Below are 23998 nucleotides of genomic sequence, written 5' to 3'. Positions count from 1 at the left end.
CGCCGCTCAGCGGCCGCCGGCGGGTCCGTCGTCGGTGCGCGCCTCGAGCGCCCGCTGCACCGCCTCGGGGACGGCGGTCAGGACGTCGTAGCCCGCGCGCCGCTCGATCTCGTCGACCGTCGTCCGGTACTGCCCCCAGCCCTCGTCCAGGATCCCCGTCTCGTTCGGCATCACCGCCGCGATGACCCGCGTCGACGGGCCGATGTCCTCCGGCCCTTGGCCCGGCTCGAGGACCACGGCGACCTTGAAGAACGCGCCCGGCACGGCGACGTCCTTGCCGATGGTGGGCGGGCGCCCGCGCTCGTCGAAGAGGCCGCCCGCGATCAGGAACAGCACCCGCCTCTCCTTCTGCGCGAGCTCCTGGCACGCCTCCTCGAGCCGGAGCCACGGACCGGCGTTGAGGTCGTGCCGCTGCGGCAGGATGTTGGTGAGGAGGAAGGTCGCCTTGTTGTCGTCGGGGGTCCGCGTCCGCTCCTCGGAGCGGACCATGTGGCCCCGATCGAAGCCGGAGCCGGTGTAGTCGTCGTGCTGCACGCGGTACCACCCGTCCGGCAGCGCGCTGTCGGCGAGGAACTTGCCGCGATGGCGGGGCGCGTCGCCGAACGACGCGGCGTCGAGCCGCCAGCTGACCCAGTTCGCGACGTTCCGGGACCGGTTGTACGAGAGGGCGTACTGGGGCTTGATCATCAGGTGATCGTCGGGCGCGGCCTCGGCGCGGGCGGCGCGAGCTCCCGTACGGACCGGCACCCCGAGCTCGAGGTGGGGGCTGAGCGCGGGCGGGCGCGCGGTGGGCACGCCCTTCGGCGGAGCGCCCTTCGGCGGCGAGGAGCCGCTGGTTCGGCCGGGCGAGGGAGACGGCCTCGAGGGGCGGTCCTCGCCTTGATCGAGGCCGAGCTCCTTGAGCCCGCGCTCGAGGCCGCACTTGACCCCCACCGCGCTGAGCCCGGTCACGACGAGCGCGAGGAGCGCCCGGGAACCCCAGGACTTCGGTTTTCGCCTCTTCGAGCCCACGTCAGCGCTTCCAGCCATCTACCTACGGCAGCGGCGGCACGAACGTCCAGCGCCACGCGCAGAGCGCCCCGCGCGAGGAGCGATGGGATGGGCGCCTCACGCGAGGAGCGCCGCGCGCTCCGCCCGGGCGACACGTTTCGCTTGAGCATGCGGGCGCGACTCTCCATGGTTTCAGAGAGCCTGATGGTGAAACCGGTGGACAGGGCTCTGCGACGCCGGAGCGCATCGAGCGCCGCGCCCACCGCGGCGCCGCGCGCCTTCGCCGCGGCCGTGGCCGTCGGCGCGCGCCTCGCCCTCGCCCTCGACGAAGCCACGGCAGAGCCCGCTCAGGCCCAGGCACCCGCCGCTGCGGCCGAGCGACCCGCCGCTGCGCCCCAGGCCGCCCCGCAGCTCACGATGCCGTCGCCGCTCGGCCCAACGGAACCGCCCTACCCGCCCGGCGGCGTCGGCGACGGGACCGTGGTCCTCCGCATCACGGTGCACGCCGATGGAACAGTGAGCGTCGTCGAGGCCGAGGGAGAGGAGCCGTTCGTCAGCGCCGCGGTGGGCGCGGCGCCATCCTGGCGCTTCGAGCCCGCCCGTCGCGACGGGCGCCCCATCAACGCGCGCATCCTCTTCCGCGTGGCGTTCCACGCTCCTCCGCCCGTCGCGCCCGTCGCGCCCGCGGCGCCGGACGAGCCCCCGGCCGCTGCGACGGTCCTGGCGCCGCCCGGAGCGAGGGCGGCGCCGGCGCCGCCCTCGCGGCCGGCGCCCCCGGAGCCCATCGACGTCGTCGTGGTGGGCGAGCGCGCGGCGCCGATGACGACCTCGATGACGCGCGAGGAGGTGCGCCAGATGCCCGGCGCCTTCGGCGATCCGTTCCGCGCGATCGAGGCCTTGCCGGGCGTGACGCCCATCGCCTCCGGCGTGCCGTACTTCTTCGTGCGCGGCGCCCCGCCGGGCAACGTCGGCTACTTCGTCGACGGCGTGCGCGTCCCGCTGCTCTACCACGTGGCGCTCGGCCCGAGCGTGATCCACCCGGCGCTCGTGGAGCGGGTCGACCTCTACCCCGGCGGCTTCCCGGCGCGCTTCGGGCGCTACATCGGCGGCGTCATCGGCGGCGAGACGAGGGAGCCGGCGCGCCTGTTCCACGGCGAGGGCAACATCCGCCTGTTCGACGCCGGCGCCCTGGTCGAGGCGCCCTGGGCCGACGGCCGCGGCACCGCGCTGGTGGGCGGGCGCTATGCGTACCCGGGCGCGCTCCTCTCGCTGTTCTCGCCGGGCGTGGAGCTCGGATACTGGGACTACCAGGCCCGCGCCACGTACGACCTCTCGCCGTACGACAGGGTCGGGCTCTTCGCCTTCGGGTCGCACGACTACCTCGCCCGGATCGAGGACGACGGGGAGACCGACGTCGTGCTCGCCGGCGACTTCCACCGGCTCGACCTCCGCTACGACAGGTTCTTCGCGAGGGGCGGCCGCCTCAGGCACGCGGTGACGCTCGGTTACGAGGAGAGCTCGAACCAGGACGGGGAGCGGGCCGGGCGCACGCGCCTCTTCGGCACGCGCACCGAGCTGTCCGCGCCCGTCTCGGAGCGGCTGACGGTGCGCGCCGGCGCCGACGCGCAGCTGGAGCGGTACGACATCGACATCCGCGAGAACGACGGCGACTTCCCGAGCCGGAACGACAGGGCGCTCGCGCGCCTGTTCACGAGCCGGGAGGACCTCTCCGCGGGGCTCTGGGCCGACGTCGTCGTGCGCGCCGCGCCCGCGCTCGAGGTCGTCCCGGGCCTCCGCGGCGACCTCTTCTCTTCCGAGGGCGCGACCGACGCGACGGTGGATCCGCGGCTCGCGACGCGGCTGCAGGCGACGCCGAGCGTCGCCCTGCTGAGCGCCTTCGGCATGACGCACCAGCCGCCGAGCTTCCTCGGGGCGGTGCCCGGCCTTCAGATCGGCGGCCTGCGCGGGGGTACGCAGACGGGGCTGCTCGCGAGCGCCGGCGTCGAGCTCCGCCTGCCCGAGGGGTTCAGGGCGACGGTCACCGCGTTCCGGAGCGGCTTCTTCAACCTGAGCGACGCCCTCGGCAACCGGCCGCCGGGCACCGACGTCGGGCTCGCGCAGCGGGCAGAGCTGCGCGCGACGGGCAGCACCCACGGGCTGGAGATCTACGCGCACCGCAGCCTGTCGAAGCGGCTCGGAGGGTTCGTGTCCTACACCCTGTCGCGCTCGGTCCGCCATGTCGGCCGGGAGAGCTTCGACTCGGCCTTCGATCGCCGCCACGTGCTCAACGCGGCCGCCGCGGTCGATCTGGGCCGCGGGTGGAAGCTCGGCGGCAGGGCGGTGTTCTACAGCGGTATCCCGATGACGCTGGACTACGACCTCTGGGGAGGCGACGGGAACGGGCAGCGGCCCGACAACGACGACGAGGATCGCCCGGACACCGAAGAGGACATCCGGCGGCGGGAGCAGCTGCGCGAGCAGATCGCCCGGTACGTACGACGGCTGAGCCTGCCAGAGCGGCTGCCGGCGTTCTTCCGGCTCGACCTGCGTCTCGAGAAGCGGTGGGTCCTCCGGGAGGGTCGTTTGGTGTCGCTCACGGTCGAGGTGCTCAACGCGACGGCCGGGAAAGAGACGCTGCAATACGAATGCTCGATCCTGCGTGGGTGTGAGCCGGAGGAGCTCGGGCCCATCGTGATCCCCAGCCTCGGCGTCGAAGCGAGCTTCTGAGCGGCATCGCGCTGGCTCCAGCGCGAGCGCGAGCTCGACGCCGCTGGCGAGCCGAGCAGTGCGCCCGCGGCGGGGTGGGGACCGCCGCACTCCGCTGCTGGGGCGCGCCGCTGCGTGCGCCGCTGCGTGCGCCGCTGCGTGCGCCCATGAAGTGCAGCGTGACCGCTAAAATCGCATACCATCACATGGGTCCACGTCAGGGCTGCGATGAAGGCTCCTGGCCATGCTGGCGGCGAGGAACCGTGAAGCATGGCGACAAATTATCACCGACACAGCAATCGCGCCGAGGACGTCAGCTCCGGCATCTGCACGGAAATCCGGGCCCATACAGGCCTTCATCTACGCAAATCGTTGCGGCACAACGCAATGATTCGCGTGGCGTTCACGCCACGCAACGGCCGGCGCGGATCCGGTGCACACGGAGGGCGAACGGACAGCAACCAGACGGCAGCTGGCAGCAGCTGGCAGTAAACCGACGGCTCAGGGCATTACTAAATGCAGTTGCGCGGCAGCGCACAAGACGATCGTGCGCTACGTTAAGTGGTGCAGCTGCTTGCTGGTCCGGTGTTTGCGAGCTGCGAGCACTGCGAGGCGGTGATGGAGCGAAGACGCCACGGACATCGCACCGCGAGAGACGTTGCCTCACCTCCAAGCACCTACCGCAACCATGAGGGTCAAGTGATGAATTTGTATTCTCGCGCACTTAGCACGGTTCTCTTCTCGGCGACGCTCGCGGCCACCGCTCTCCCGGCGAACAAGGCCGAGGCGTCGTCGTCGAGCCAGGGCACCAAGGTCGAGCGGCTGGTCTTCCCGGTGACCCTCTCCGACGGCAACACGTACGAAGTCGTCGGCTACCTCTACTATCGCGGGCACACCAAGTACCGCCCCCTCCAGGTGCTTGTCCACGGCCTCACCTACACCCACGAGTACTGGGACATCCCGTCGGTCGGGGGACGCAAGTACTCCTATGCCGAGCACATGGCCAGGGAGGGGTATGCCGTCCTGGCGCTCGACATGCTCGGCGCCGGCGAGAGCAGCAGGCCGGACGGCGACTTCCTCGACCTCGCCGAGACCGCCGAGAGCGTGCATCAGGTCCTCACGGAGATGCGCACCAGCGGCGGGGTCTACAAGACGCCTTTCCGGCGGATCGCCCTGGTCGGCCACTCGAACGGCGCCATCATCAGCACGTTCGTTCAGAGCACCTACAATGACGCGGACGTCCTCGTCAACACCGGCTTCGCCTTCACGCCGCACCCCATCCCGGTGTCCAACGAGGCGATCTCGGCGATGCTGCAGAGCCCCTACATCTCGATCCCGACGGAGATCCGCACCGACATCTTCTATGACGCCGCGAACGCGGATCCCGCGGTCATCGCCTTCGACAACGCGAACATCGCGGACACGTACACGCGCGGCCAGTTCCTGAGCTTGCTGGCCGTCTCGGGGAACCCGCTGCTCGCAGGCATCGACGGCGTGACGAGCCCGGTGCTGATCCAGTTCGGGGAGAGCGACGAGCTGCAGCCGGCGTCGTACGTGGACTCCGACGCGGCGCTCTATACCAGCGCCGAGCGCGTCACGAAGGCGATCGTGCCGCACTCGGGCCACATCCTGAACGGCCATTTCGGCGCGCCGGCCGGCTGGGAGCAGATCGACTGCTGGATTCACCACAACATGGGCTGGTAGCGCTCGAGCTGCTCCTCCGGCGGGTCCCGGACGTCCCGCGCTGCGCGCCCCGGGGCGCGCGCGGCGCCTCACCCCACTCCACAACACGATCTGCTCGGCAGCTCATCGCGCGACAGGCACCTTCGACGCGGTGACGTGCGCTGAGCAGGATGGCCAGTCGTCATGGCGAGGTGGGATCGCTCCTGGAGCGCTCGCCGACCGCCTGGACCGCCGAGGCCGGCGGCCGCTGCCCCCGCCCGCTCGATCCGCGCCTGTCCATCTTGGCGTCCGCCGCCCGGGATCTATGCTGCGCCCATGCGCGAACGGCTCGCCAACACGCTCGGGGAGGTCTTCTGGACCGACCTCCGCGCCCACGCAGCGCGCGACGCGGTCATCCTCGTCGCCGCCGACCTCGACCTCCTGGACGTCGGCGAGGCCGTGGCGTCGAACGACGCGGCCGCGGTCCAGGCCTGGATCGCGTCCGGCAAGCTGACCAAGCCCACGGCCGAGGACCTCGCGCGCTGGCCGCTCCAGGCCGAGCTGCGGTTCCTGTCGCTCGTGGTCGCGCCGTTCGTGCTGGTGCGCCGGCCGCCCTCGCCGCCGCTCTCCTGAGGCCCGCAGAGCCCGCCGGGGGCCCGCCGCTCGGGCGGGCGGCTCGGCACGCGCGCTGCTCTGGCGTGGCCCCGATGAGGCTCCCCATGGGCAACGCACGCAATTCAAGCATCCCTCCCAGCGCAGGGCTTGCGCCCTCGCGCAGCATGCGCGCCAGGTTCCTCCGCGAGGTCGCGGAGGCCGGCCTCCCGAGCGACCCCGGGCCGCGCGAGCCGGTCACCGAGGCCGACCTCGCGGAGCTCCCCGCGACGGCGCAGCGTTACCTGCGCTTCATGAGGGTCGTCGGCCGGCCGCGCGTGTGGTCCTTCCGCGCGCGGTGGACGGGCGTGTTCCGCCGGGGACCCGACCAGCCCTGGAAGCCGTGCGAGGCGTGGCAGTACGACTCGCGCCTCGGGATCGCGCGCATCTTCCACATGCGGCTTCGCTACGGGTTCGTGATGCTGCTCGTGCGCGACACGTACGTGCGCGGGCAGGGGCGGATGCTGGGGCGGATGCTCGATACCTTCAGCGTGGTCGACGAGGCCAACGCCAAGATCGACACGGGCGAGCTCGTCACGTACCTGAACGACGCCATCCTGTTCGCGCCGTCGATGGTGCTCGGTCCGGAGACGACGTGGACAGCGGTCGATGAAGGAGCGTTCGACGTGGCGCTCACGGATCACGGGAGGACCGTCACGGCGCGCGTCTTCGTCGACGAGCGCGGCGCCGTCACCGACTTCAGCACGACGGACCGCTATGTCGAGGATCCCGAGAATCCAAAGGAGATGGTGCAGGCGCGCTGGTCGACGCCCGTCAAGGGGCTGAAGGTCATCGACGGCCGGCCGGTGGCGTGCGGCGGGAAGGCCGTGTGGCACCTCCCGGGCGGGGACTTCGCGTATGCCGCCTTCACCCTGGCCGACGGAGGTATCGAGTTCGACGTCGCGCCCGGATGACGACCGCTGCGGCCCCGGGGGATCGCGGCGGTGGATGTCCAGAGCCCCCGACGATGAGGATGGGATCGCGCGGCCCGCGCGCCCTGCGCGCCCTGCGCATGCCCGCCAGCGCGATAGCGCTCCACGCGTGGCGACCCCCCTCGCGGGGTGAGACGAGGCTCCTTGTCCATACATCCCGGCACCCACACGAGGCCGCGTGAGCCCGCCTCGTCCCGCGAAGCAGCAGCGAAGGCGCGACCGCACCGTGGTATCCTCGCCCGCATGCGTCGGTTCGAGTTCGTGCAGGGGACGAGCGCCAAGTTCTGGATGGCCGACGTGGACGACAGGACGTTCATCGTCGTCTATGGCCGGCTCGGCACCGCCGGGCAGCGCAAGGAGAAGGCCTTCCCCACCGCGGAAGCGGCGGCGCGCGAGCTCGAGAAGAAGGTCGCCGAGAAGCTCCGGGAGGGCTACCAGGAGGTGGCCGCCGAGGGCGGCGCGCCCGCCGGCGGCGCCCCGGCGGCCAGCGCCGAAGCGGCCGCGCCCCCGCCGCCGAAGCTCGATCTGCCGCCGCGCGTGCGACCAGGCGAGGCCACCGAGGCGCGACGGAAGACCGCTGTCCAGGCGCTCTCCGCGCTCGCCGCCGCGCGCGGCCGGCGGAGCTGGGCCCTCGGGCGCGCCGTCCGCCGCGCCCGGCGCGCGCTCGAGGCGCTCGGCGGGCTCGACCCCGCGACGGACGCGGCGCTGGTGGCCGCGCTGGACACGCTCATGGCCCGCGTCGTCGCGCCGAGCGCGCCCGATCGGCTGCCGCTCGTGCGCGCGATCGAGCTGCTCTCCGAGCTCGACGCCGCGGCGTTCGCGCGCGCGGTGCGCGACACATGGAAGGCGCCGCCCGCGACCTCGCCGGCCGCCGGAGCGCTCGCCATCCTGAAGCGGCAGCTCGAGGAGCTCGGCGACCCGGAGCTCGGCCTCCGGCTCGGCGCGCTGCTGGTCGACCGGCCGCACCACGGCTCGATGAGCGCCGAGGCCGGGTGGGCGCTGCGATGGAAGGCGCTGGCGCCCCACCTCGAGGCGCACCTCGGCCGCACCGGGCGGTCGCTGAGGGACTACCTCGCGAGCATCGACGCGGGCAGCGACCCGCACGTCGCGCAGCGCCTCCAGCGGATGCGCGCGGCGTGAGCTGCGCGGCGAGCGCCCCCACCGCGCCCGCAAGGACTGCGCGCCGAGCACGCGCGCGGCGCGGCGCGGCAAGGCGCGGCAAGGCGATGCGCGGACGTAGGCGCATTCGCCACACGGAGGCGCGCGACAAGGCGACGCTTCCTTCATCGCCGGCTCGACTCTGCTTGACCTGATCCGCCGGGATCGCGATTCTCTCAGGCCATCCGCCGCGGGAGGCGCCTTGGCGAGCTCACCGAACCCGATCGACATCGAGAACGTCAAGCAGCTCGCCGCGAGCGGCTCGCCCGCGCTGGCCGCGGTCCTCGAGGCTTACCTCGAGCAGCCGGAGCCCACCCCGGACGCGCCTCCCCGCGAGGGCGCGCTCACCTTCCAGGCGTTCCTGCAGCTGCTCGCGACCGCGCAGGGCCTGCGCACCCCCGAGCAGCGGCGCGAGCGGGCGACCGACGCGTGGAAGCGCTTCCTCGCGCAGGTCGATCCCGCCCCGCCGCCGCGGCTGGAGCTCGCCGACCTGCTCGTGCGCATCTACGAGGAGGGCACCGACGCAGGGCGCAGCGCGCTCTGCGACGCCGCCCGGAGCGCGCCGCTGGTCTTCGGCGCGTGGGGCGGGCTCAAGCGCATCTACAAGCTGGCCGAGGCGCGCCTCGACGCGGAGCTCTTCGGCGCGCTCGCCTTCCGCTTCGACACCGAGGTGGCGCGCGGGGGGCGGCGCGAGGTCTCCCGCGGGACGCTGATCTACATGCGGCGACGCGCGTGGCGCTTCCTGCGCGAGCTCGGCCGCAGCGTGCCGGAGCTCTACCCGCAGTTCGCCGTCGAGGTGCTCCGCCACTACCCGCCGGACACGAGGTTCGGCGACCTCTGGGTCGCGAACCACGTCTGGGCGCACGGCACGGGCAAGTACGACGGGCGCTCGTTCCACGGCGGCGTCCCGCCGAGCGACATGGTGAAGCACCGCGCCTTCGGCGACGCGTGGAAGCGATCGCCCGACCCGCTGATGCTCCTGCTCTCGACCTGCCAGGCCGATCCGCCGGCCAAATTCGCGATCCAGGGGCTCAGGAAGGACTTCCCCGAGGCGCTGCGGAGCGTCACGCCCGCGTGGCTCGCGCGCCTCGCCTACCGGCCGCTGGCGAGCGCGCACGACTTCCTGGTCGAGACGCTGCTCGGCTCGCCGGAGCTCCACCAGAGCAAGCTGCGGGGCCTCGGGCTGCACGACGCCGCGCTCGCGCTGCTCGACTCGCCGAGCGCCAAGGCGCGCGCGTTCGCGATCGAGTACGCCCGCGCGCACGCCGCGGATCTCGAGGCGGAGCGCCTCGCCGCGCTGCTCGGCTCCGCGCACAAGGACACGCGCGCCTTCGCGGCGTCGGCGCTGCAGGGCAGGGGGGCGCGCGCGCTCGGCCACGCGTTCCTCGGGCGGCTGCTCCGGCACGGCGAGACCGAGGCCTGGGCCGCCAAGGCGCTGAGCGAGAGCTTCGACCGCGCGGAGCTGCCCGAGGGCTTCCTCGTCGACATGATCTACGGCGAGCCGGCGCAGAAGCGGTGGGCCGCCGCGTACTTCAAGGCCAAGTACCGGCCCGGCGAGCCCGGGACCGGCTTCTGGGTGCGCGTGCTCGACGACCCGCGCCACGAGGACGACGACGACGCGACGGAGACCGCGCTCGACGCGCTCGGCAAGTACCCGATCGCGGCGATCGGGACGCCGTGGCTGCTCACCGCGCTCACGCGCAAGCCCCTCGGGGACACCGTGGCGACCTGGCTCCGGAAGGCCGACGCGCTGCCCGATCTGACCGCCGAGGGCGTGGAGCGCCTCAAGGGGCTCGTCTTCAGCGCCGAGACGCGCGCGGTCGCGCTGGAGGTGCTCGGCAACCCGAAGATCGTCACGCCGCGGCAGCTCACCCTGCCCTGGCTGCTCGCGCTCGCGCGGCGCGCCGACCCGGCGCTGAACGGCTTCGCGCGCAGGTACCTCCTCGCGCACATGAAGCCGCAGGACTTCGACCCGGGGCAGGACGCGAGCGGCCGCGGCGACCGCGAGGCGGGCACCGCGAAGCTGTTCGCGCTCGCGCTCGGCGAGAAGGAGCCCGAGCCGATGCGCGCGTTCGCGCAGACCTACCTGCGCTGCCACCACCCGGTGCTCGGGCCCGAGCAGGGCGAGGCGAAGGAGCTCGAGCTGAAGCCGGCGCTGAAGCGGTCGGCGTTCACCGCCGAGCGGATCTGGCCCGCGCTCTTCGACAAGCGGGAGGACGTGCGGCGGTTCGCGGCGCTCGTCACGCGCGCGGAGCTCCGGGCGTGGGGCTACCAGACGCGCGTCTACGAGCTCGCCCACAGCGACGCGAGGGAGGTGCGCAACATCGCCTTCGACGCGCTCCGCAAGGCGGGCGACCCGTCGGCGGATCCGGCGATGACGCTCGCGGTGGAGGAGCTCGATCCGGCGCAGGTCTTCGCGCTCACGGAGAGCCTGAAGAAGAGCGCGCGCGAGCTCGGCCTGTCGCTCATCCTGAAGCACTACGCGCGCATCGGCGGCCCGGAGCGCCTCGGATGGCTGATGCAGAGCGCCGACCGCGAGGTGCGCCTCTTCGCGGTGCGGATGCTCTGGGAGAAGCACCGGCCCCGCGACCTGCCGCCGGGCTGGCAGCCGCGCGCGGCGCGCGGCGAGGCGGACGCTCCGGCGGAGCCGCCGGCGGACGCGGGGAGGTTCGCCGACGTCGAGGCGCTCCGGCGCTTCCTGCGGTACGTGCTGTCCGGCATCCCCGCGGGGAGATCGCCCGAGCCGGGCGACGACGCGGGCCCGCGGCGGCGCCTCTCCGCGAGCGAGGCCAAGCGGCACGTGATCGAGATCGTGCGCGATCTCGCGGTCGAGGACGCCGCGTTCGCGGCGCTCGTCGCGCCCGTGATCGCCGAGTTCACCGGCTCGGTCGCGAAGGGCGAGTGGCAGGCGTGCCTGGCGGCGCTCATGCGCCTCAGGCGCGCGCACCCGGGGCTCGAGATCGAGGGCCTCGGCAGCGTCGGACAGGAGAGCGCATGAGCCACGCGATCGGCCACTTCGAGAAGGTCCGCGCGCTCGCGATCGGCCCGCGGCTCCTCGCCGTCGGCGGGGTGCGCGCGCCGGCGCCGCTCGGGACGGGCGGGACGTCGACCGCGCGATCGCCCGCCGGCGCGAGTCAGGTGACGCTCTTCGATCACGTGGCGAACAAACCGGCGCGCTCGATCGACGTGCCGGCGCACGTGCTGGGGCTCGCGTTCGCCGGCGACGTGCTCGCGGCGGCGTGCTCCGACGGCGCGCTGCGCCTCATCGCGGGCGGCGGGGGCGAGGCGCGGGCGATCGACGCGCACCCGGGCGGCGTCACGGCCGTCGCGGCGGCGCCAGGCGGCGCGCGCCTCGCGACCGTCGGCGCCGACGGCGCGCTGCGCGTCTTTCGCGTCGGCGCGGGCGGCGCGGGCGGCGCGCCCCCTGCCCCGCCGGCCGGGAGCGCGGCCGAGATCGCGTCGTTCGCGCTCGCGGCGGCGCCGCTCCGCGCCGTCGCCTTCGACCCGGCCGGCGAGCTCGTCGCGGCCGCGGGCGACGACGGCGTCGTCCGCGTCGTCACGCTGTCGACGGGCGCCGTCCGCGCGATGCCCGGCCACGAGGGGCCGGTCGCGGCGCTCGCGTTCACGCCGCGCGACGGGCGGCTCGCGTCGGGCGGCGACGACGGCACCGTGCGCCTCTGGTACCTGGTCGGCGACGTCGAGTGCGAGATCCGCGGCGCCGACGGGAGCGGCCACGCGGGCGGCGTCCGCGCGCTCCTGTGCCTGCCCACCCCGCCGCCGCAGGAAGACGGCAAGGAGACCGGCGACCGCCTGGTGTCCGCGGGGGCGGACGGCGCGATCCGCATCCACCGGCTCGAGGACCGGCGCAAGCCGCGCACGCTGGAGACGAGCGCGCTGCCGCTCCACGCGCTCGCGCTCGCGCCGGCCGCAGAGGCCGGCTCCGGGCGCCGAGGGTCGCGAGCGCAGGCCGGCCGCGGCGCGGCGGACGCGAAGGAGGCGCTCGGCGCCCTGTTCGCCGCGGGCGACCGGCGCACCGTGTGGCGCTTCCCGATCGACGCGGCCGGCGCGCCCGCGGAAGGCGCCGCCGAGCTCGCGCACGGCTTTGATGTCCTGGCGCAGGCGCTCTCCGGCGCGCGGCCGGGTCGCGAGGGCGCCGTCAAGACGCTCGCGGCGCTCGACGAGCCCGAGGCGCTCGAGGCCGCGCTGCGCGCGCTCCGGTCGGACCGCGACGCCGAGGTGCGCGCGCTCGCCGCCCGCGAGCTCGGGAAGAACGGGCGCCGCGGCGCGCGCGCGAAGCTCCGCGAGGCGCTCGACGACGAGCACGCGACCGTGCGCCTCTCCGCGCTCGAGGCGCTGCGCGCGATCGACCGCGACGCGCCGCTCACCCCGCTGCGGGCAGGGCTCGAGGCCCGCGCCGCGGACGTGCAGCGCCGCGCGCTCGTCGAGGTCGCGAAGCTCCACGGCAGCTCGCCGCTCATCCCGGGGCTCATCGCCGACAAGCTCGCCGGGCGCGACGCGTCGGTGCGGCTGACGGCGCTCGACCAGCTCCAGAAGCTCCACCCGGACGGCCCGGAGCCGCTCCGCGCCGCCTTCGAGCGCGGCCCGGCCGACCTGCGGGTCGAGGCGCTCATCCGCGCCGCGCTCAAGGGCTGGCTCTCCGCGCCGGCGTTCGCGCCGGTCGCGGCGCGCGCGCTCGACGACGAGGACGCCGAGGTGCGCCGCATCGGGTTCGCGGCGAAGGTGCTGGAGCGGCGGGCGCTCGCCCACGCGCTCGAGGCGCGCGACGAGGATCTCGGCCGCGCGGCGCTCGACATCGCGCGGCGCGCCGCCGAGGTGCTGCGGCGCGCGGGCGCCGGCGGCGACGAGCAGCCCGCGCCCGACGCGAAGTCGAAGACCAAGGCGGCCGACGAGGCCGCCATCGTCATCGCCGCCGCGCGCGCGCAGATCCCCGGCGTGGGGAGCCCGGGCGCCGAGCCCGCCGAGGCCGACCTCGAGCCGCTGCTCACCGCCGTGGCGTGCCGCACGCCGGACACGGCGGTGCGGGGGGCGCGCGGGCTCGCGCAGCTCGGCGACACGCGCGCGCTCGGCGCGCTGCTGCAGCTCACGCGCGAGCAGGACCCGTCGCTGCGCCGGCAGGCGGCGACGGCGCTCGCCGAGCTCCGCGACACGCGCGCCGAGAAGCGGCTCATCTGGATGCTCGACGACGCGGACGGGGCGGTGCGCGCCGCGGCGCTCGACGCCTACGCGCGGCTCGAATCGGCCCCGCTCGCCGTGGCCGAGGCGTCGCTCCGGTCCTCGCAGGAGGACATCCGCGTCCGCGGGCTCGGCCGGCTGGTGGCGCTCGCCGGCGAAGGCAAGGGCCCGAAGCCCCCCGAGGCCGAGGCGCTGCTCGCCGACGCGATCGAGGACGAGTCGCCCAAGGTCCGCGGCGAGGCGTTCCGGACGCTCTGGTCGTGGCACACCTCGGACCCGCAGACGGCGCTCGACCGCGCCCAGCTCGCGCGCTTCCCCGACCTGCGCCTGCGCGCCGTCGAGGAGCTCAAGGCGCACGGCGAGCAGCCGTGGGCCGCGGAGCGGCTGCACGCGGCGATCGGCGACCGCGACGCGAGCGTGGCCCAGGCCGCGTACGAGGCGGTCGTGAAGCTGCGCGGCAAGGCCGCCGTGGAGCCGCACCTCGCCGCCATGGCGTCGATCCACCCCTCGGTCCGGGAGAGCGGCGCCCGCGGGGCCGCGCAAGCGCCCGTGAGCGACGCCGCGCGCAGCGCCCTCATCCGGCTGCTCGAGGACGATCACGGCGGGCCGCGCACGGCCGCGATCGAGGCGCTCGACAGGCTCCTGCCCGGCGAGGCGGGGCCGCTCCACATCGGGCTCCAGTCGAGCCACCTCGACCTCCGGGTGCGCGCGGCCGAGCTCTGCGCCACGCGGCGCGACGAGCAGCTGATCAACCCGATGCGGGCGCTGCTCGCCGACAAATCTCTCTTCAACGTAGGTCGGGGATCCGCGTTCGCGGTCACCTCCGCGGAGCTGCCGATCCAGATCCTCGGCCCGCTCCGCGCCCGCGCCGCGAGCGCGCTGGCGACGCTCGGCTCGCCGCGCCTCGTCAAGTACTTCGCCGCCGAGCTGCTCAAGGACGACTACCCCGACGTGCGCGAGCAGGCGGCGCGCGGGCTCGCGATGGCGGCCCGGCGCGGCGAGGAGGGCTACCTGCTCGACGCCATGGGCCACGCCGACGTCGCGGTGCGGTCGTGGGCCGCCGACGGCCTCGCGCGGCTCGGCGACGTGCGGGCGCTGCCGGTGCTCACGGGCACGCTGCGCCACGAGCACCCGCCCATCCGCGTCGCGACCATCATGTCGTTCGCGGCGCTCGGGCCCGAGGGCTACGGGGGCATGCTGCAGGGCCTCGAGGACAGCGCGCGCGAGGTCCAGGAGATCGTCTTCGCGATCGTGCTCGCGCGCGACCTCAGGGCCTTCCGCCGCGGCGATCCGCCGGATCTGCTGACGAGCGCGCTCTCGTCGCAGCGCTCCGACGTGCGCTTCGCCGCGGCGCGCGCCCTGGAGCTCCGCGCCGAGCCGGAGGCGTACCTCGCCCACCTCATCGAGGTGCTCATGCCCGCGCGCCCGGACGCCGCGGCGCAGCCGGACCGGGACCGCGCGGCCGACGGCGAGAAGCCCTCCGGCATGAAGGACTGGCCGCCCGAGGTCGCGCGCGGCCGCATCCTCGTCGGCCTCGCCGAGGCGCTGGCCAGCGACAACCCGGAGCAGCGCTACGCGGCCGCGCAGGTGCTGCGCCTCCGGCGCAAGCCGGTCGAGTACTTCCGCGAGGCGAAGCGGGTGGCCGCGCTGCGCCCCGCGGGCGCGCCCGTCGTGGCGGACACGACGCCGCGCGCCGCCGAGGAGACCGACACGACGCCCAAGAAGGGGTGGCTCCGCCGCCTCTTCGCGTTCGCGCAGCCCGGGCAGAAGCCGGGCGGCAAGCAGGACATCGCCGCGGTCCCGGAGGGCGAGCAGCGGCGGCTGCGCTGGCTCTCGTTCGGCGCGTACATGGGCCTCCTCCGGCAGGTCGCGCCGGGCGACGACGAGGCGCACCGCACCCGCCGGGACGCCATCGACCGGATCGTCGACGTCTGCGCCAGGGGGCACGTCAGCACCACCGCGGCGGTCCCGCCGCTCGTACGGGCGCTCGACGACCCGCACCACCTCGTCCGCAGGGCGGCCTTCGCGGGCCTCAAGGCGCTCTTCCCCGCGGGGGCGCGCGAGCCGCTCGCGCTCGGGCTCGCGTCGGCGTCGGCCGACGTGGCGCGGGCCGCGCTCGACGAGATCGCGGCGCGCGGCGACGACGCCCGCCCCGAGATCGTGCGCGCGCTGAGCTCGCCGCTCCCCGACGTGCGCCGCTACGCCTTCGAGCTCCTCGAGCGGCTCTGCCCGAAGGGGAGCCTCGATCCGCTGCTCGCGGCGCTCGGCAGCGAGCACGCCGACCTGCGGCTCGGCGTGCTCGAGCGCCTCGCGTCGTCGAGCGACGCCCGCATCGTGCCGGCCCTGTGCCGCGCGATGGAGAGCGACCACGACGACCTCCGCCTGCGCGCGGCCGAGCTCCTCGCCCGCCGCCGCGACGACCGCGCCGTCGACGTGCTCGCGGCGTTCCTGCGCGACGGCGCGGCCGCGACGCCGGCGCGCGCCCGCGAGGCGCTCGTCGCGCTCGCGAGCGGCGCGGCGGTGCGGGCGCTCGCGGCGCGCATGGAAGAGGCCGACGCGCCGGCCGACCGCGCCGCGCTGGCGCGCGCCCTCGGGAGCACGCGCAACCCCGAGGCGACGGGGCCGCTCGCCGCGCGCTTCGACGACGACGCCGCCGAGGTCCGGGGCGCGTCGTTCAAGGCGTGCCTCGAGATCGTCGACAGGGGGCGCGAGCGCGAGAAGCGCGACACGGCGCGCGCGCTCGGGTTCCTCGCCGCCGCGGCGCGCGCGAAGGACCCGGCGCTCCGCCTCGCCGCGGCGCGCGAGCTCGATCTCGGCGACGACGCCGCGCAGAACGACCTGCTCGCGGCGCTCTTCTCGGACCGCGATCTCCCGACGCGCGTCGCCGCCGTGACGTCGTACGCGACGCGCGTGAAGGACAAGGGAGCGCCCTCGGGGCCGCTCGAGGCGGTGCTGCGGGCGGGCGCGCGCGAGCTCGTGCTGCCGGCCGCGGAGGGGGTGGCCGCGAGGGGCCTCGCGGCGGCGCTCCGGCCGCTCCTGCTCGTGGTGCGCGCGGGGGAGCCCGGGGAGCGGGAGCGGGCGCTGCTCGCGCTCGGCACGCTCGGCGACGCCCGCGCGCTGGACGAGCTCGAGGCGGTGGCCTCCGGCGGCACCAAGGACGCGCCGGTCGAGATGACCATGCAGGCCGCCGCCACGGAGGCGCTCGGCCGCATGGTCCCGAAGCTCGAGAGCGCCGAGCTCCGCCGGCGCGTCTCGGAGCGCGTCGAGCAGGCGCTCCACGCCGACGCGATCGACCTCCGCGAGTCGGCGGCGCGCGGCGCGCGGTGGATCGGCGGCGAGCGCGCCCGCGTGCTGCTCGAGGAGCTCGTGCGCGCCGGCGACACGCCCGATCGGCTCCGCGCCGTCGCGGTGAACGAGCTCGGCCTGCTCGGCGATCCCGCGGCCGAGCAGGCCCTCGCCCGCGCGCTCGACGCGAGGAGCGCCGAGGTCCGCAAGGGCGCGCGCAAGGCGCTGGAGAAGCTCTTCCCGGGCCAGCGGACCCGCGTCGAGCTCCTCGCGGTCGGCAGCGAGCACGACGACATCGCCAGCCCGGCGGCGAGCTACCTCGCCGCGGAGGCCGATCCCGCCGAGCTCCTGCCGCGGCTCGCGTCGCTCAAGGACGAGGAGCTCCGGCAGCGCCTCGCCATGGGCCTGCTCCGCCGCGGTCCCCTGCCCGCGGCCGCGCTCGAGCGCATGCTCGCGGACGAGCGCGCCCCGGCGCGGCAGGAGGCGGCGCGGCTCATCGCCGCCGGGAGCGTCGACGGCGATCGCGCGGCCCTCGCCGGGGCGCTCGCCGCCGCGGCGCAGCGCACCGCCGAGCGCTGGTCGGCCGCCCACGGCGACGCGCGCGACGAGGAGGCCGCGGCGTGGCGCGAGCTGATCTGGGCGGCGGCGCGCGCCGGCGCGGCCGCGATGGCGCCCGCGCTGCGCGCGCTGCTCCTCTCCGCCAGCGCTCCGGGCGACGTCCGCCGCGAGGCGGCGCGCGCGCTTGGTACGCTCGCCACGCTCGCCACGCTCGGGCCGACCGGGGCGGCCGCAGGCAGCGCGCGGTCGCCGGACACCGTGGAGGCGCTCACGGCCGCCCTCAAGGACATGGACGCGGGCGTCAGGGCCTCGGCCGCGGCCGCGCTCGCCGCGTTGGCGCCGGGCGGCTCGGCCGCGAGCGCGGCGGCGGTGCGGCCTTTCGATCCGGTGGGCTTCGAGGCGACCGCGCGCGCCGCGTCGCCCGAGGCGCTCTCCGCGCTCGCCGCGAGCGAGCCGGGCCGGCGCCTCGCGCTGCCCGCGATGCTCACGCGCGGCGCCCTCGCCCCGCTGATCTCGCTCGCGCAGGGCGCGGGCGGCGACGCCGCGGCCCGCCTCGACGCGATCGCGGCGCTCGGCCGCGCCGGCGGCGATCGCGCGCTCGAGGCGCTGGCCGCGCTCGCGTTCGACAAGGGCGCGAACGACGCCGCAACCCGCAAGGCCGCGTACCGGGCCTACCGCCGCGCGAAGCGCAGGGCGGCGGCCGATCGAGAGCGGCGGCTGACGATCGCGGGCGCCCCCGCGCAACCCGAGAACCCCGACGGAGTCAACGCATGACGGCGGCCCTCGCACGCCCGATCCACCTCCGGTACGCCGCGCCGAGCGAGCTCGCCGCCGCCCCGCTCCACTCCAGCGTGCGCCTCTCCCTCGACAGCGCCCGCGGCCCGGTCGGCGTGCGCGGCACCCTCCGCGACGCGGCGCTCTTCCGCGACGCCATGGCCGCGCTGGCGACCATCCTGGAGAGCGACCTCCGGTACAAGGGCAGGGACCGGACCGCGTACCTCGCCTACCTGATGAAGAAGGGCAAGAAGGCGACGGCGGCCATCTGGGAGGCGCAGAAGGCCTTCCTGGAGAGCGCCTACGGCGACGACGCCGCGAGCGCGAAGCAGGGCGACCCCTCGCCCGCGAAGCCCGCCGGCGCGCTCGATCCGGTGCTCACCGTGCACCCGGACGAGGTCTCGATCGAGGTCTTCTCGCGCGACGAGAGCGCCTACGCCCGGCTCGCCTTCTCCAGCGACCTCTTCGAGGGCCGCGAGGCGGCCCACGGCACCGCCTTCGTCGATCTCTCGCCGCGCATCGTCGAGCAGATCGACCGCCTGCGCGTCTACACGCGGGTGGAGCTCGACGCCGGCGCGTCCCGCGCCGGGGCGGCAGCGTTGATCGAGCGCTCGCTCGAGGTCCCCGCGACCTGGCTCCGCGGCTTCCTCCAGGTGCAGTCGGCGGCGACGCTGCCCGCGGTCTCCTGCGAGCTCGCCCCGATCGACCTCTACAACGCGCTCTTCGTGCTCCGCACCCGCAAGGCGAAGAAGCCGCCGCGCGGCCTGCGCTTCGAGCTCGTCCCCGGCAAGCCGCCGCGCCTCATCCTGGAGCCCTGGGAGACCCTTCTGGAGTGCCACGGCCCGCCGTACGAGGGCCCGCCGCGCGTCGTCCGGACCTTCGGCCGGCAGCGGCTGCTCGCGCTGTCGCGCCTCCTGCCGCACGTGAAGAGCGCGCGCGCCGAGCTCCGTGGCCCCGGGCTGCCGGTCTTCTGGGTGCTCGATCTCGGCCGCGCGACGCTGACCGTCGCGCTCACGGGCTGGACCGACAGCAGCTGGGCGAGCGCCGCCTCGTTCGACGCCCTGATGCCGCGCGGCGAGGCGCGCGCCGCGCTCGACGCGCTCGCCGGGCGGCAGCTCGCCCTGCTCCGCGAGCGCGGGCCGCTCCCGCTCGCCGCCCTCGCGGCCGGCGGCGGCGCCGAGGACGCCCGCGCGGCGCTCCAGCTCGAGTGCCTGCGCGGCCGCGTGCTCTACGACGTCGCGCGCCGCGTCTACCGCCCGCGCGAGCTGTTCGCCGAGCCGGTCGACGAGCGCGAGATCCGCTACAGCTCGCCGCGCGAGGCCGCGGCCCACCGCCTGCTCGCCGCCCCCGGCGCGGTGAGGCCGACCAAGGTGCACGAGATCGCCGGCGAGGGCACCGAGATCCACGGGGAGGTCGCGGACCGGGAGGCGCACCGCGACTTCTCGCCCCGCTTCACGATGGACCTCGAGGGCCGCGTCTCGGACGCGTGGTGCAGCTGCCCCACGTTCCGGCGCAGCGGCCTCCGCGAGGGCCCGTGCGAGCACATGATCGCGCTCCGCGTCGCCTACGCCCGCGAGCGCGCCGAGAAGGACGCCCTGCGCCAGACGGCCGAGGGCCGCTCGCTCATCCGCGCCGAGACGCGCACCTACGTGCGCCGCGAGGCCTCGGGCGCGGAGGTGGTCTATCGTGTCTCCCTGGACGACCGTGTCGTGCACCTGTCGTGGGGCACGCGCGGCAAGGAGGACCCTCGCCACCAGCGCATTTGGTTTGACACGGACGCCGAAGCGCGCGACGCGTATTTCAAGCGCCTGGATGCGTTAACATCATCCGGATTCGTCGACGCCGACGCGTCGTCTGCATGAAGAAGGGAGAGGAGGTCAAGGCTCAACTGCACGTCGTGTTGCCAGGAGAGGTTCTGAACGCACCAGCCTCCGCGCCTCGAGCGTAGGAGCGGCGTCGCGCCGCTCTGGAGGAACCGCCAGTCACTCTCCGCAAGGTAGCCTGTTCTTGGTTCTCTTCGGCTAGACCAGCGCTACGGCGCGGGGAGAGCTGAGACAACCTCGCGAACGCCGTTTCTCCCCGCGCCGTAGCGCTGGTCTAGCCGGAGAACCGGTGAGGCTACCGTGCCCCATGGAAGAAGGTGATGCGCTCGGGGCCTCTCTTGGCGACATGAGATCGCGATCCGCGACGGCCGTTCCTGCCGCTCTTGCCACGCCGGCGGACCGGCCGCGCTCGTCGTGATTCCCAACCACGCTCCCACAGAGACATGACCGCGAAGATCGACGCGACCGTTCAAGCCCGAGCCCCCGTCGTTCTCCCCCTCCCGACGTCGCCCGCGGCCGGCGCGGCGGCCGGCGTCCGCGCCGGCGGCGGCGGCGGCGACGTCGTCGACGTCGAGGCGCGCCGGCTCGCCCACGAGGCGCGCGTCGCCCGCTGGAAGGCGATCGCCGAGGCGGGCGGGATCGACGCGTGGGTGAGCGCGGAGCTCACGGCCCGCGGCGCCCTCGCGACGGGCGATCCCAAGGCGATGTCGGACCGGGAGCGCGCCCAGTGGAAGGAGCGCAAGAAGGTCGAGGCCAGGGAGCGCCGGTCGCTGCGCCGCCTCGCGTGGGAGGCCTACCTCGCCACGCACATCAACCACCTCGGCGCGGGCGTGCACTGGGCAGATCGCTCCGGGCCGGACAGGCTCGACGTCCCCGGCTTGAGCGAGCGCGCGCGGTCGCACGGCCTCCCCGAGCTGCCTGGCGCGGGCGAGCTCGCGAGCGCGCTCGGGCTGACGATCCCGCGGCTCCGCTGGCTCGCCTACCACCGCGAGGTCGACACGGGCACGCATTACCGCCGGTGGCTCATCCCGAAGCGCGACGGCAGCGCGCGCACCATCTCGTCCCCGAAGCGGGATCTGAAGCGCGCGCAGCGCTGGGCGCTCCGCAACCTGTTCGAGAAGCTCCCGGTCCACGCCGCGGCGCACGGCTTCCTGGCGAGCCGCTCCATCGTCACGAACGCCGCGGCGCACGCGGGCGCGGACACGATCGTCAAGGTGGATATCAAGGACTTCTTCCCGACGATCACGTGGCGCCGGGTGCGCGGGCTGCTCCGCAAGGCGGGCGTGGCCGAGGGGCCGGCGACGCTCGTGGCGCTCCTCTCGACGGAGGCGCCGCGCGAGCTCGTGCAGTTCCGCGGCCAGACGCTCCACGTGGCCACCGGCCCGCGCGTGCTGCCGCAGGGCGCGCCCACCTCCCCGGCGATCACGAACGCCATCTGCGTGCGCCTCGACCGGCGCGTCTCCGGGCTCGCGCGCAAGCTGGGGTTTCGCTACACGCGGTACGCGGACGATCTCACGCTCTCCTGGCGTGCGCCCGAGGCGCCTGGTCTCGCCGCGACGCCGGGCGCGCCGCGCGCGGGTGCGCCGCGGGCGCCGGTGGGTGCGCTCCTCCGCGGGGTTCGGGAGATCCTGAGCTCGGAGGGGTTCCGGCTCCACCCGAGCAAGACCGTGGTGATGCGCAAGGGCAGCCGGCAGAAGGTGACAGGCCTCGTCGTCAACCGCGCGAGCGAGGCTGTCCCGGCGGCGCGCGTCCCGCGCGAGCGCCTGCGCGCGCTGCGCGCGGCGATCCGCAACCGGGAGCTCGGGAGGCCCGGGAAGGGCGAGACGCTGGCGCAGCTGAAGGGGCTAGCGGCGTTCGTGTACATGACCGATCCGGTCAGGGGGCGCGCGTTCCTCGATCGGATCGAGGCGCTCGAGCGGAACCAGCCCGCGCCGGCGGGCGAGGCGGGCTGACGCCGGCCGCACGCGCCCTGCGCGCCGGCGCAGGGCTACTGTCGTTCCATCCTGAGCAGCGTGACGTCCCCCGGGTCCCGGCTGATCGCCGTACCCCGCTGCCCCTTGGCCGTGAGCACCCAGTCGAAGACGCTGACGCCGCCGGCCGAGTCGACCGTGGTGAACGTGCCCGTGCCGTCCTCGTCGCGCGTCCAGGTGCCCGTGAAGGTGTCCGTGAAATACTCGCCCTCGAGGCTCCCCGACTCCGTGGCGGTCAGCGTCCCATTCCGGTTGAACACGATCACCCCGTTCGCCACGAAGTTGCCGAGCCCCACGAGCGAGCCGGTGGCGTCCCAGCCGTACCTTCCATGAAAATCTCCGCGCCTGAACGCGGACTCAGAAGCCTCCTCGGCATGAGCGATCCCGGCGCCGCCTCGATCGGCGTCGACGAAGCACGCGACCGTCATCAGACCAACGACAGCAAGCCTTCCAAGCGTCTTCTTCATGGCACTCCTCCACCTTCGACGGCCGCGGCTCGCGCAGCGCGGCGCCGATGGATGGCCATGGGCTCTGCCCGTCCAGGCGCCTGCGCCACCGCGCCTGCAACGCGCCCGGGAACCGTGACAGCGCCGATGCCTCGCGCACCGCAGACCCGGGCGTCTATATCCGATTCATTTTACATGCGCATCAACAGCGCTGTCAACACGGCACATCCACGGCGATATCGGGTTCTGGCCGCCGGGCGCGCGACGCGGGAATCTTGCTGTTGGCTGATCGGGCTGACCTTCGAGCGGACAGGACCCCCGGCGTCACCTACGCCCTCGCGTCGGGCGAGATAGCGGACGACAGCGAGGCCGCGTCGGTCGCGGACGGGCTCCTGCTCCGCGGCGGCCTCGGTTTTCCGTTCCGGACCTCCGAGAGCTCCGAGGTCGCCCCCGAGGTGACGATGATGAAGAGCATTGACGGGACGAGGACGTCCTGGTCACCTCGAGGTGGGGATCCGCCGTGAGGGCGGCGAGGAACCAGGCGACGGGGACGACGCTGTTCCTTCCTACGCTACCTCGCGGTAGGGTCACCTGGTGATGCGGTCGCGCGCCGAGAGCACTGAGGCGCTCGTATCGGAGGTGAACGATGCTGGATTGGCTCAAGAAGCGCCTCGGTTCGAAGCGTCAGCCCATACATCCGGCGTGGAGAGCTGGCCAGTATGTGAGCTATTTCCTCGAGCGTGAGGACGGGAGCTGGACGGCCGTGGCGATTCGCCTCCATGGCCAGATGGAAGATGGATCCTGGGCCCTCTCCGCAGACTTCAAGACCCGGCTCGGCGAGTGCACCGCCTGGTTCCGCTCCGTTCCGGGGGCCTCACTGGACGCGCCTGACCCTCTCCCGGGTCGGGTCGAGCGGACCCGAGGTGCCCCCATGGACGGGAGCGCCGGCGTGGAGAGGCTCATTCAAGAGCCCGAGATGCAGACGTCGATGGCCATGAACCTTCTCATGGTCCGTCGCTGGGACGCCGCGAAGGAGGCCCTGCGCGGTGCTGCGCGTGAGGTCCGCTATCCGTGCGGGATCGACCGGGCGTACCCGCTCGTCACGCCCATCCCAGGGGCTGAGGTTCAGAAGCACCATGATCTCAACCCGCGCGTGATGCTGACGGGCGTGGCTTGCATGTCGATCGACGGCGGCAAGAACCCGATCACCGTGACCTCGTTCGGGTGGAGCGATCCCAAGGGGAGCATGCCCGATTCGTACGACGACTTCGTGGATTTCTCGCACCCGAAGCGCATCGATCACGGGGCGTTCTCGCTCACGTACCCGGCGACCTGGTTCCTCCACCGGGAGGAGGTCGAGAAGTCTGGTCTCCGGACCGTCACGTATTCCACGCAGCTCGGCGGCAACACCTGTGCGACGACGCTCTCCGTCACCCTGTCCCACGGCGCTGCTGGGCAGATTGCCGCCGAGCGCGACGGCATCGTGAGCAAGCTCGAGGCGCTCGCCGAGTCCAAGGAGGGCGAGGTTCGCCGCCGAACGGCGGATGTCCCCGTGGTATCAGGGGACGCCGCGGGGTTCGCGTTCGATTTCATCGGTCCGGCGATCGACGGCTCCTCCGCGAACGGCGTCTTCCGCGCCGAGGCCGGCGATCGCGTGGCGCATATCTCGCTTTTCGGCTGCATCGCGAAGGCGAACCCCCGCCGAGATCAGACGCTCGCAGAGATGCGCGCGGTGTTCCGCGAGGTCGTGGAGAGCTTTCAGTTCACCTGAGCTGGCTGCTCCGTTCAGCGCTGTGCGCTGCGGTCCGGCGGGGTCCGGACCCCCTTTTGGCACAACGAGCAGCGTCCCC

13 protein-coding genes are annotated in these 23998 nt (G+C 74.5%); 11 read left to right on the top strand and 2 right to left on the bottom strand.

Annotated features, from left to right (window positions below; translation table 11 throughout):
• Nucleotides 1-6 precede the first annotated feature (6 nt).
• Nucleotides 7-1029 carry a DNA/RNA non-specific endonuclease gene (locus tag WME85_RS12090; RefSeq protein ID WP_437837821.1) on the bottom strand — a complete coding sequence of 341 codons (1023 nt, stop codon included), beginning with the start codon at nucleotides 1027-1029 and terminating at the stop codon, nucleotides 7-9.
• Nucleotides 1030-1206: 177 nt separating this feature from the next.
• On the opposite strand from WME85_RS12090, the gene WME85_RS12085 reads away from it, so the two are divergent.
• The 9 genes from WME85_RS12085 (at nucleotide 1207) to WME85_RS12045 (ending at nucleotide 21684) form a co-directional block, all read left to right on the top strand.
• Nucleotides 1207-3717, top strand: a complete 2511-nt coding sequence (locus WME85_RS12085; RefSeq protein WP_437837819.1) for a TonB-dependent receptor domain-containing protein — start codon at nucleotides 1207-1209, stop codon at nucleotides 3715-3717.
• 681 nt (nucleotides 3718-4398) lie between these two features.
• A complete protein-coding gene (locus WME85_RS12080; RefSeq protein ID WP_437837817.1) occupies nucleotides 4399-5400 on the top strand; it encodes an alpha/beta hydrolase in 1002 nt (333 codons plus the stop codon).
• A gap of 294 nt (nucleotides 5401-5694) precedes the next feature.
• Complete coding sequence (locus WME85_RS12075) at nucleotides 5695-5991, top strand: DUF2288 domain-containing protein (RefSeq protein ID WP_437625280.1); 297 nt, start codon at nucleotides 5695-5697, stop codon at nucleotides 5989-5991.
• A gap of 86 nt (nucleotides 5992-6077) precedes the next feature.
• Nucleotides 6078-6923, top strand: a complete 846-nt coding sequence (locus tag WME85_RS12070; protein ID WP_437837815.1) for a DUF6544 family protein — start codon at nucleotides 6078-6080, stop codon at nucleotides 6921-6923.
• Nucleotides 6924-7184: 261 nt separating this feature from the next.
• Complete coding sequence (locus tag WME85_RS12065; RefSeq protein WP_437837813.1) at nucleotides 7185-8081, top strand: WGR domain-containing protein; 897 nt, start codon at nucleotides 7185-7187, stop codon at nucleotides 8079-8081.
• Nucleotides 8082-8301: 220 nt separating this feature from the next.
• Nucleotides 8302-11097, top strand: a complete 2796-nt coding sequence (locus WME85_RS12060; protein ID WP_437837811.1) for a hypothetical protein — start codon at nucleotides 8302-8304, stop codon at nucleotides 11095-11097.
• On the top strand, nucleotides 11094-17909 hold the full coding sequence (locus tag WME85_RS12055; protein ID WP_437837810.1) for a HEAT repeat domain-containing protein: 6816 nt from the start codon (nucleotides 11094-11096) through the stop codon (nucleotides 17907-17909). Before WME85_RS12060 ends, WME85_RS12055 begins: the two co-directional genes overlap by 4 nt.
• The gene (locus WME85_RS12050) at nucleotides 17906-19771 is read left to right on the top strand and encodes an SWIM zinc finger family protein (RefSeq protein ID WP_437837808.1); all 1866 of its coding nucleotides are present in this window, start codon (nucleotides 17906-17908) and stop codon (nucleotides 19769-19771) included. The genes WME85_RS12055 and WME85_RS12050 overlap by 4 nt, the downstream gene beginning before the upstream one ends.
• 404 nt (nucleotides 19772-20175) lie before the next feature.
• On the top strand, nucleotides 20176-21684 hold the full coding sequence (locus tag WME85_RS12045) for a reverse transcriptase family protein (protein WP_437837806.1): 1509 nt from the start codon (nucleotides 20176-20178) through the stop codon (nucleotides 21682-21684).
• 35 nt (nucleotides 21685-21719) lie between these two features.
• Here WME85_RS12045 and WME85_RS12040 read toward each other — a convergent pair whose 3' ends face one another.
• Entirely contained in the window at nucleotides 21720-22169 is a 450-nt protein-coding gene (locus WME85_RS12040; protein WP_437837804.1) for a hypothetical protein, read from the bottom strand.
• Between the two features lie 260 nt (nucleotides 22170-22429).
• Between WME85_RS12040 and WME85_RS12035 the strand changes: the two genes are divergently transcribed.
• Both WME85_RS12035 and WME85_RS12030 read left to right on the top strand, forming a co-directional pair.
• Nucleotides 22430-22672 carry a hypothetical protein gene (locus WME85_RS12035; RefSeq protein ID WP_437837802.1) on the top strand — a complete coding sequence of 81 codons (243 nt, stop codon included), beginning with the start codon at nucleotides 22430-22432 and terminating at the stop codon, nucleotides 22670-22672.
• Nucleotides 22673-22794: 122 nt separating this feature from the next.
• Nucleotides 22795-23919, top strand: a complete 1125-nt coding sequence (locus tag WME85_RS12030; protein ID WP_437837800.1) for a hypothetical protein — start codon at nucleotides 22795-22797, stop codon at nucleotides 23917-23919.
• The last annotated feature ends 79 nt before the right edge of the window (nucleotides 23920-23998 follow it).

Origin of the sequence: Sorangium sp. So ce1153 (assembly GCF_051521595.1) — a bacterium.
In the GTDB taxonomy this organism is placed as follows: Bacteria; Myxococcota_A; Polyangia; order Polyangiales; family Polyangiaceae; genus Sorangium.
The sequence above is the reverse complement of the archived record's forward strand: the minus strand, read 5'-3'. Positions and strand labels throughout refer to the sequence as shown.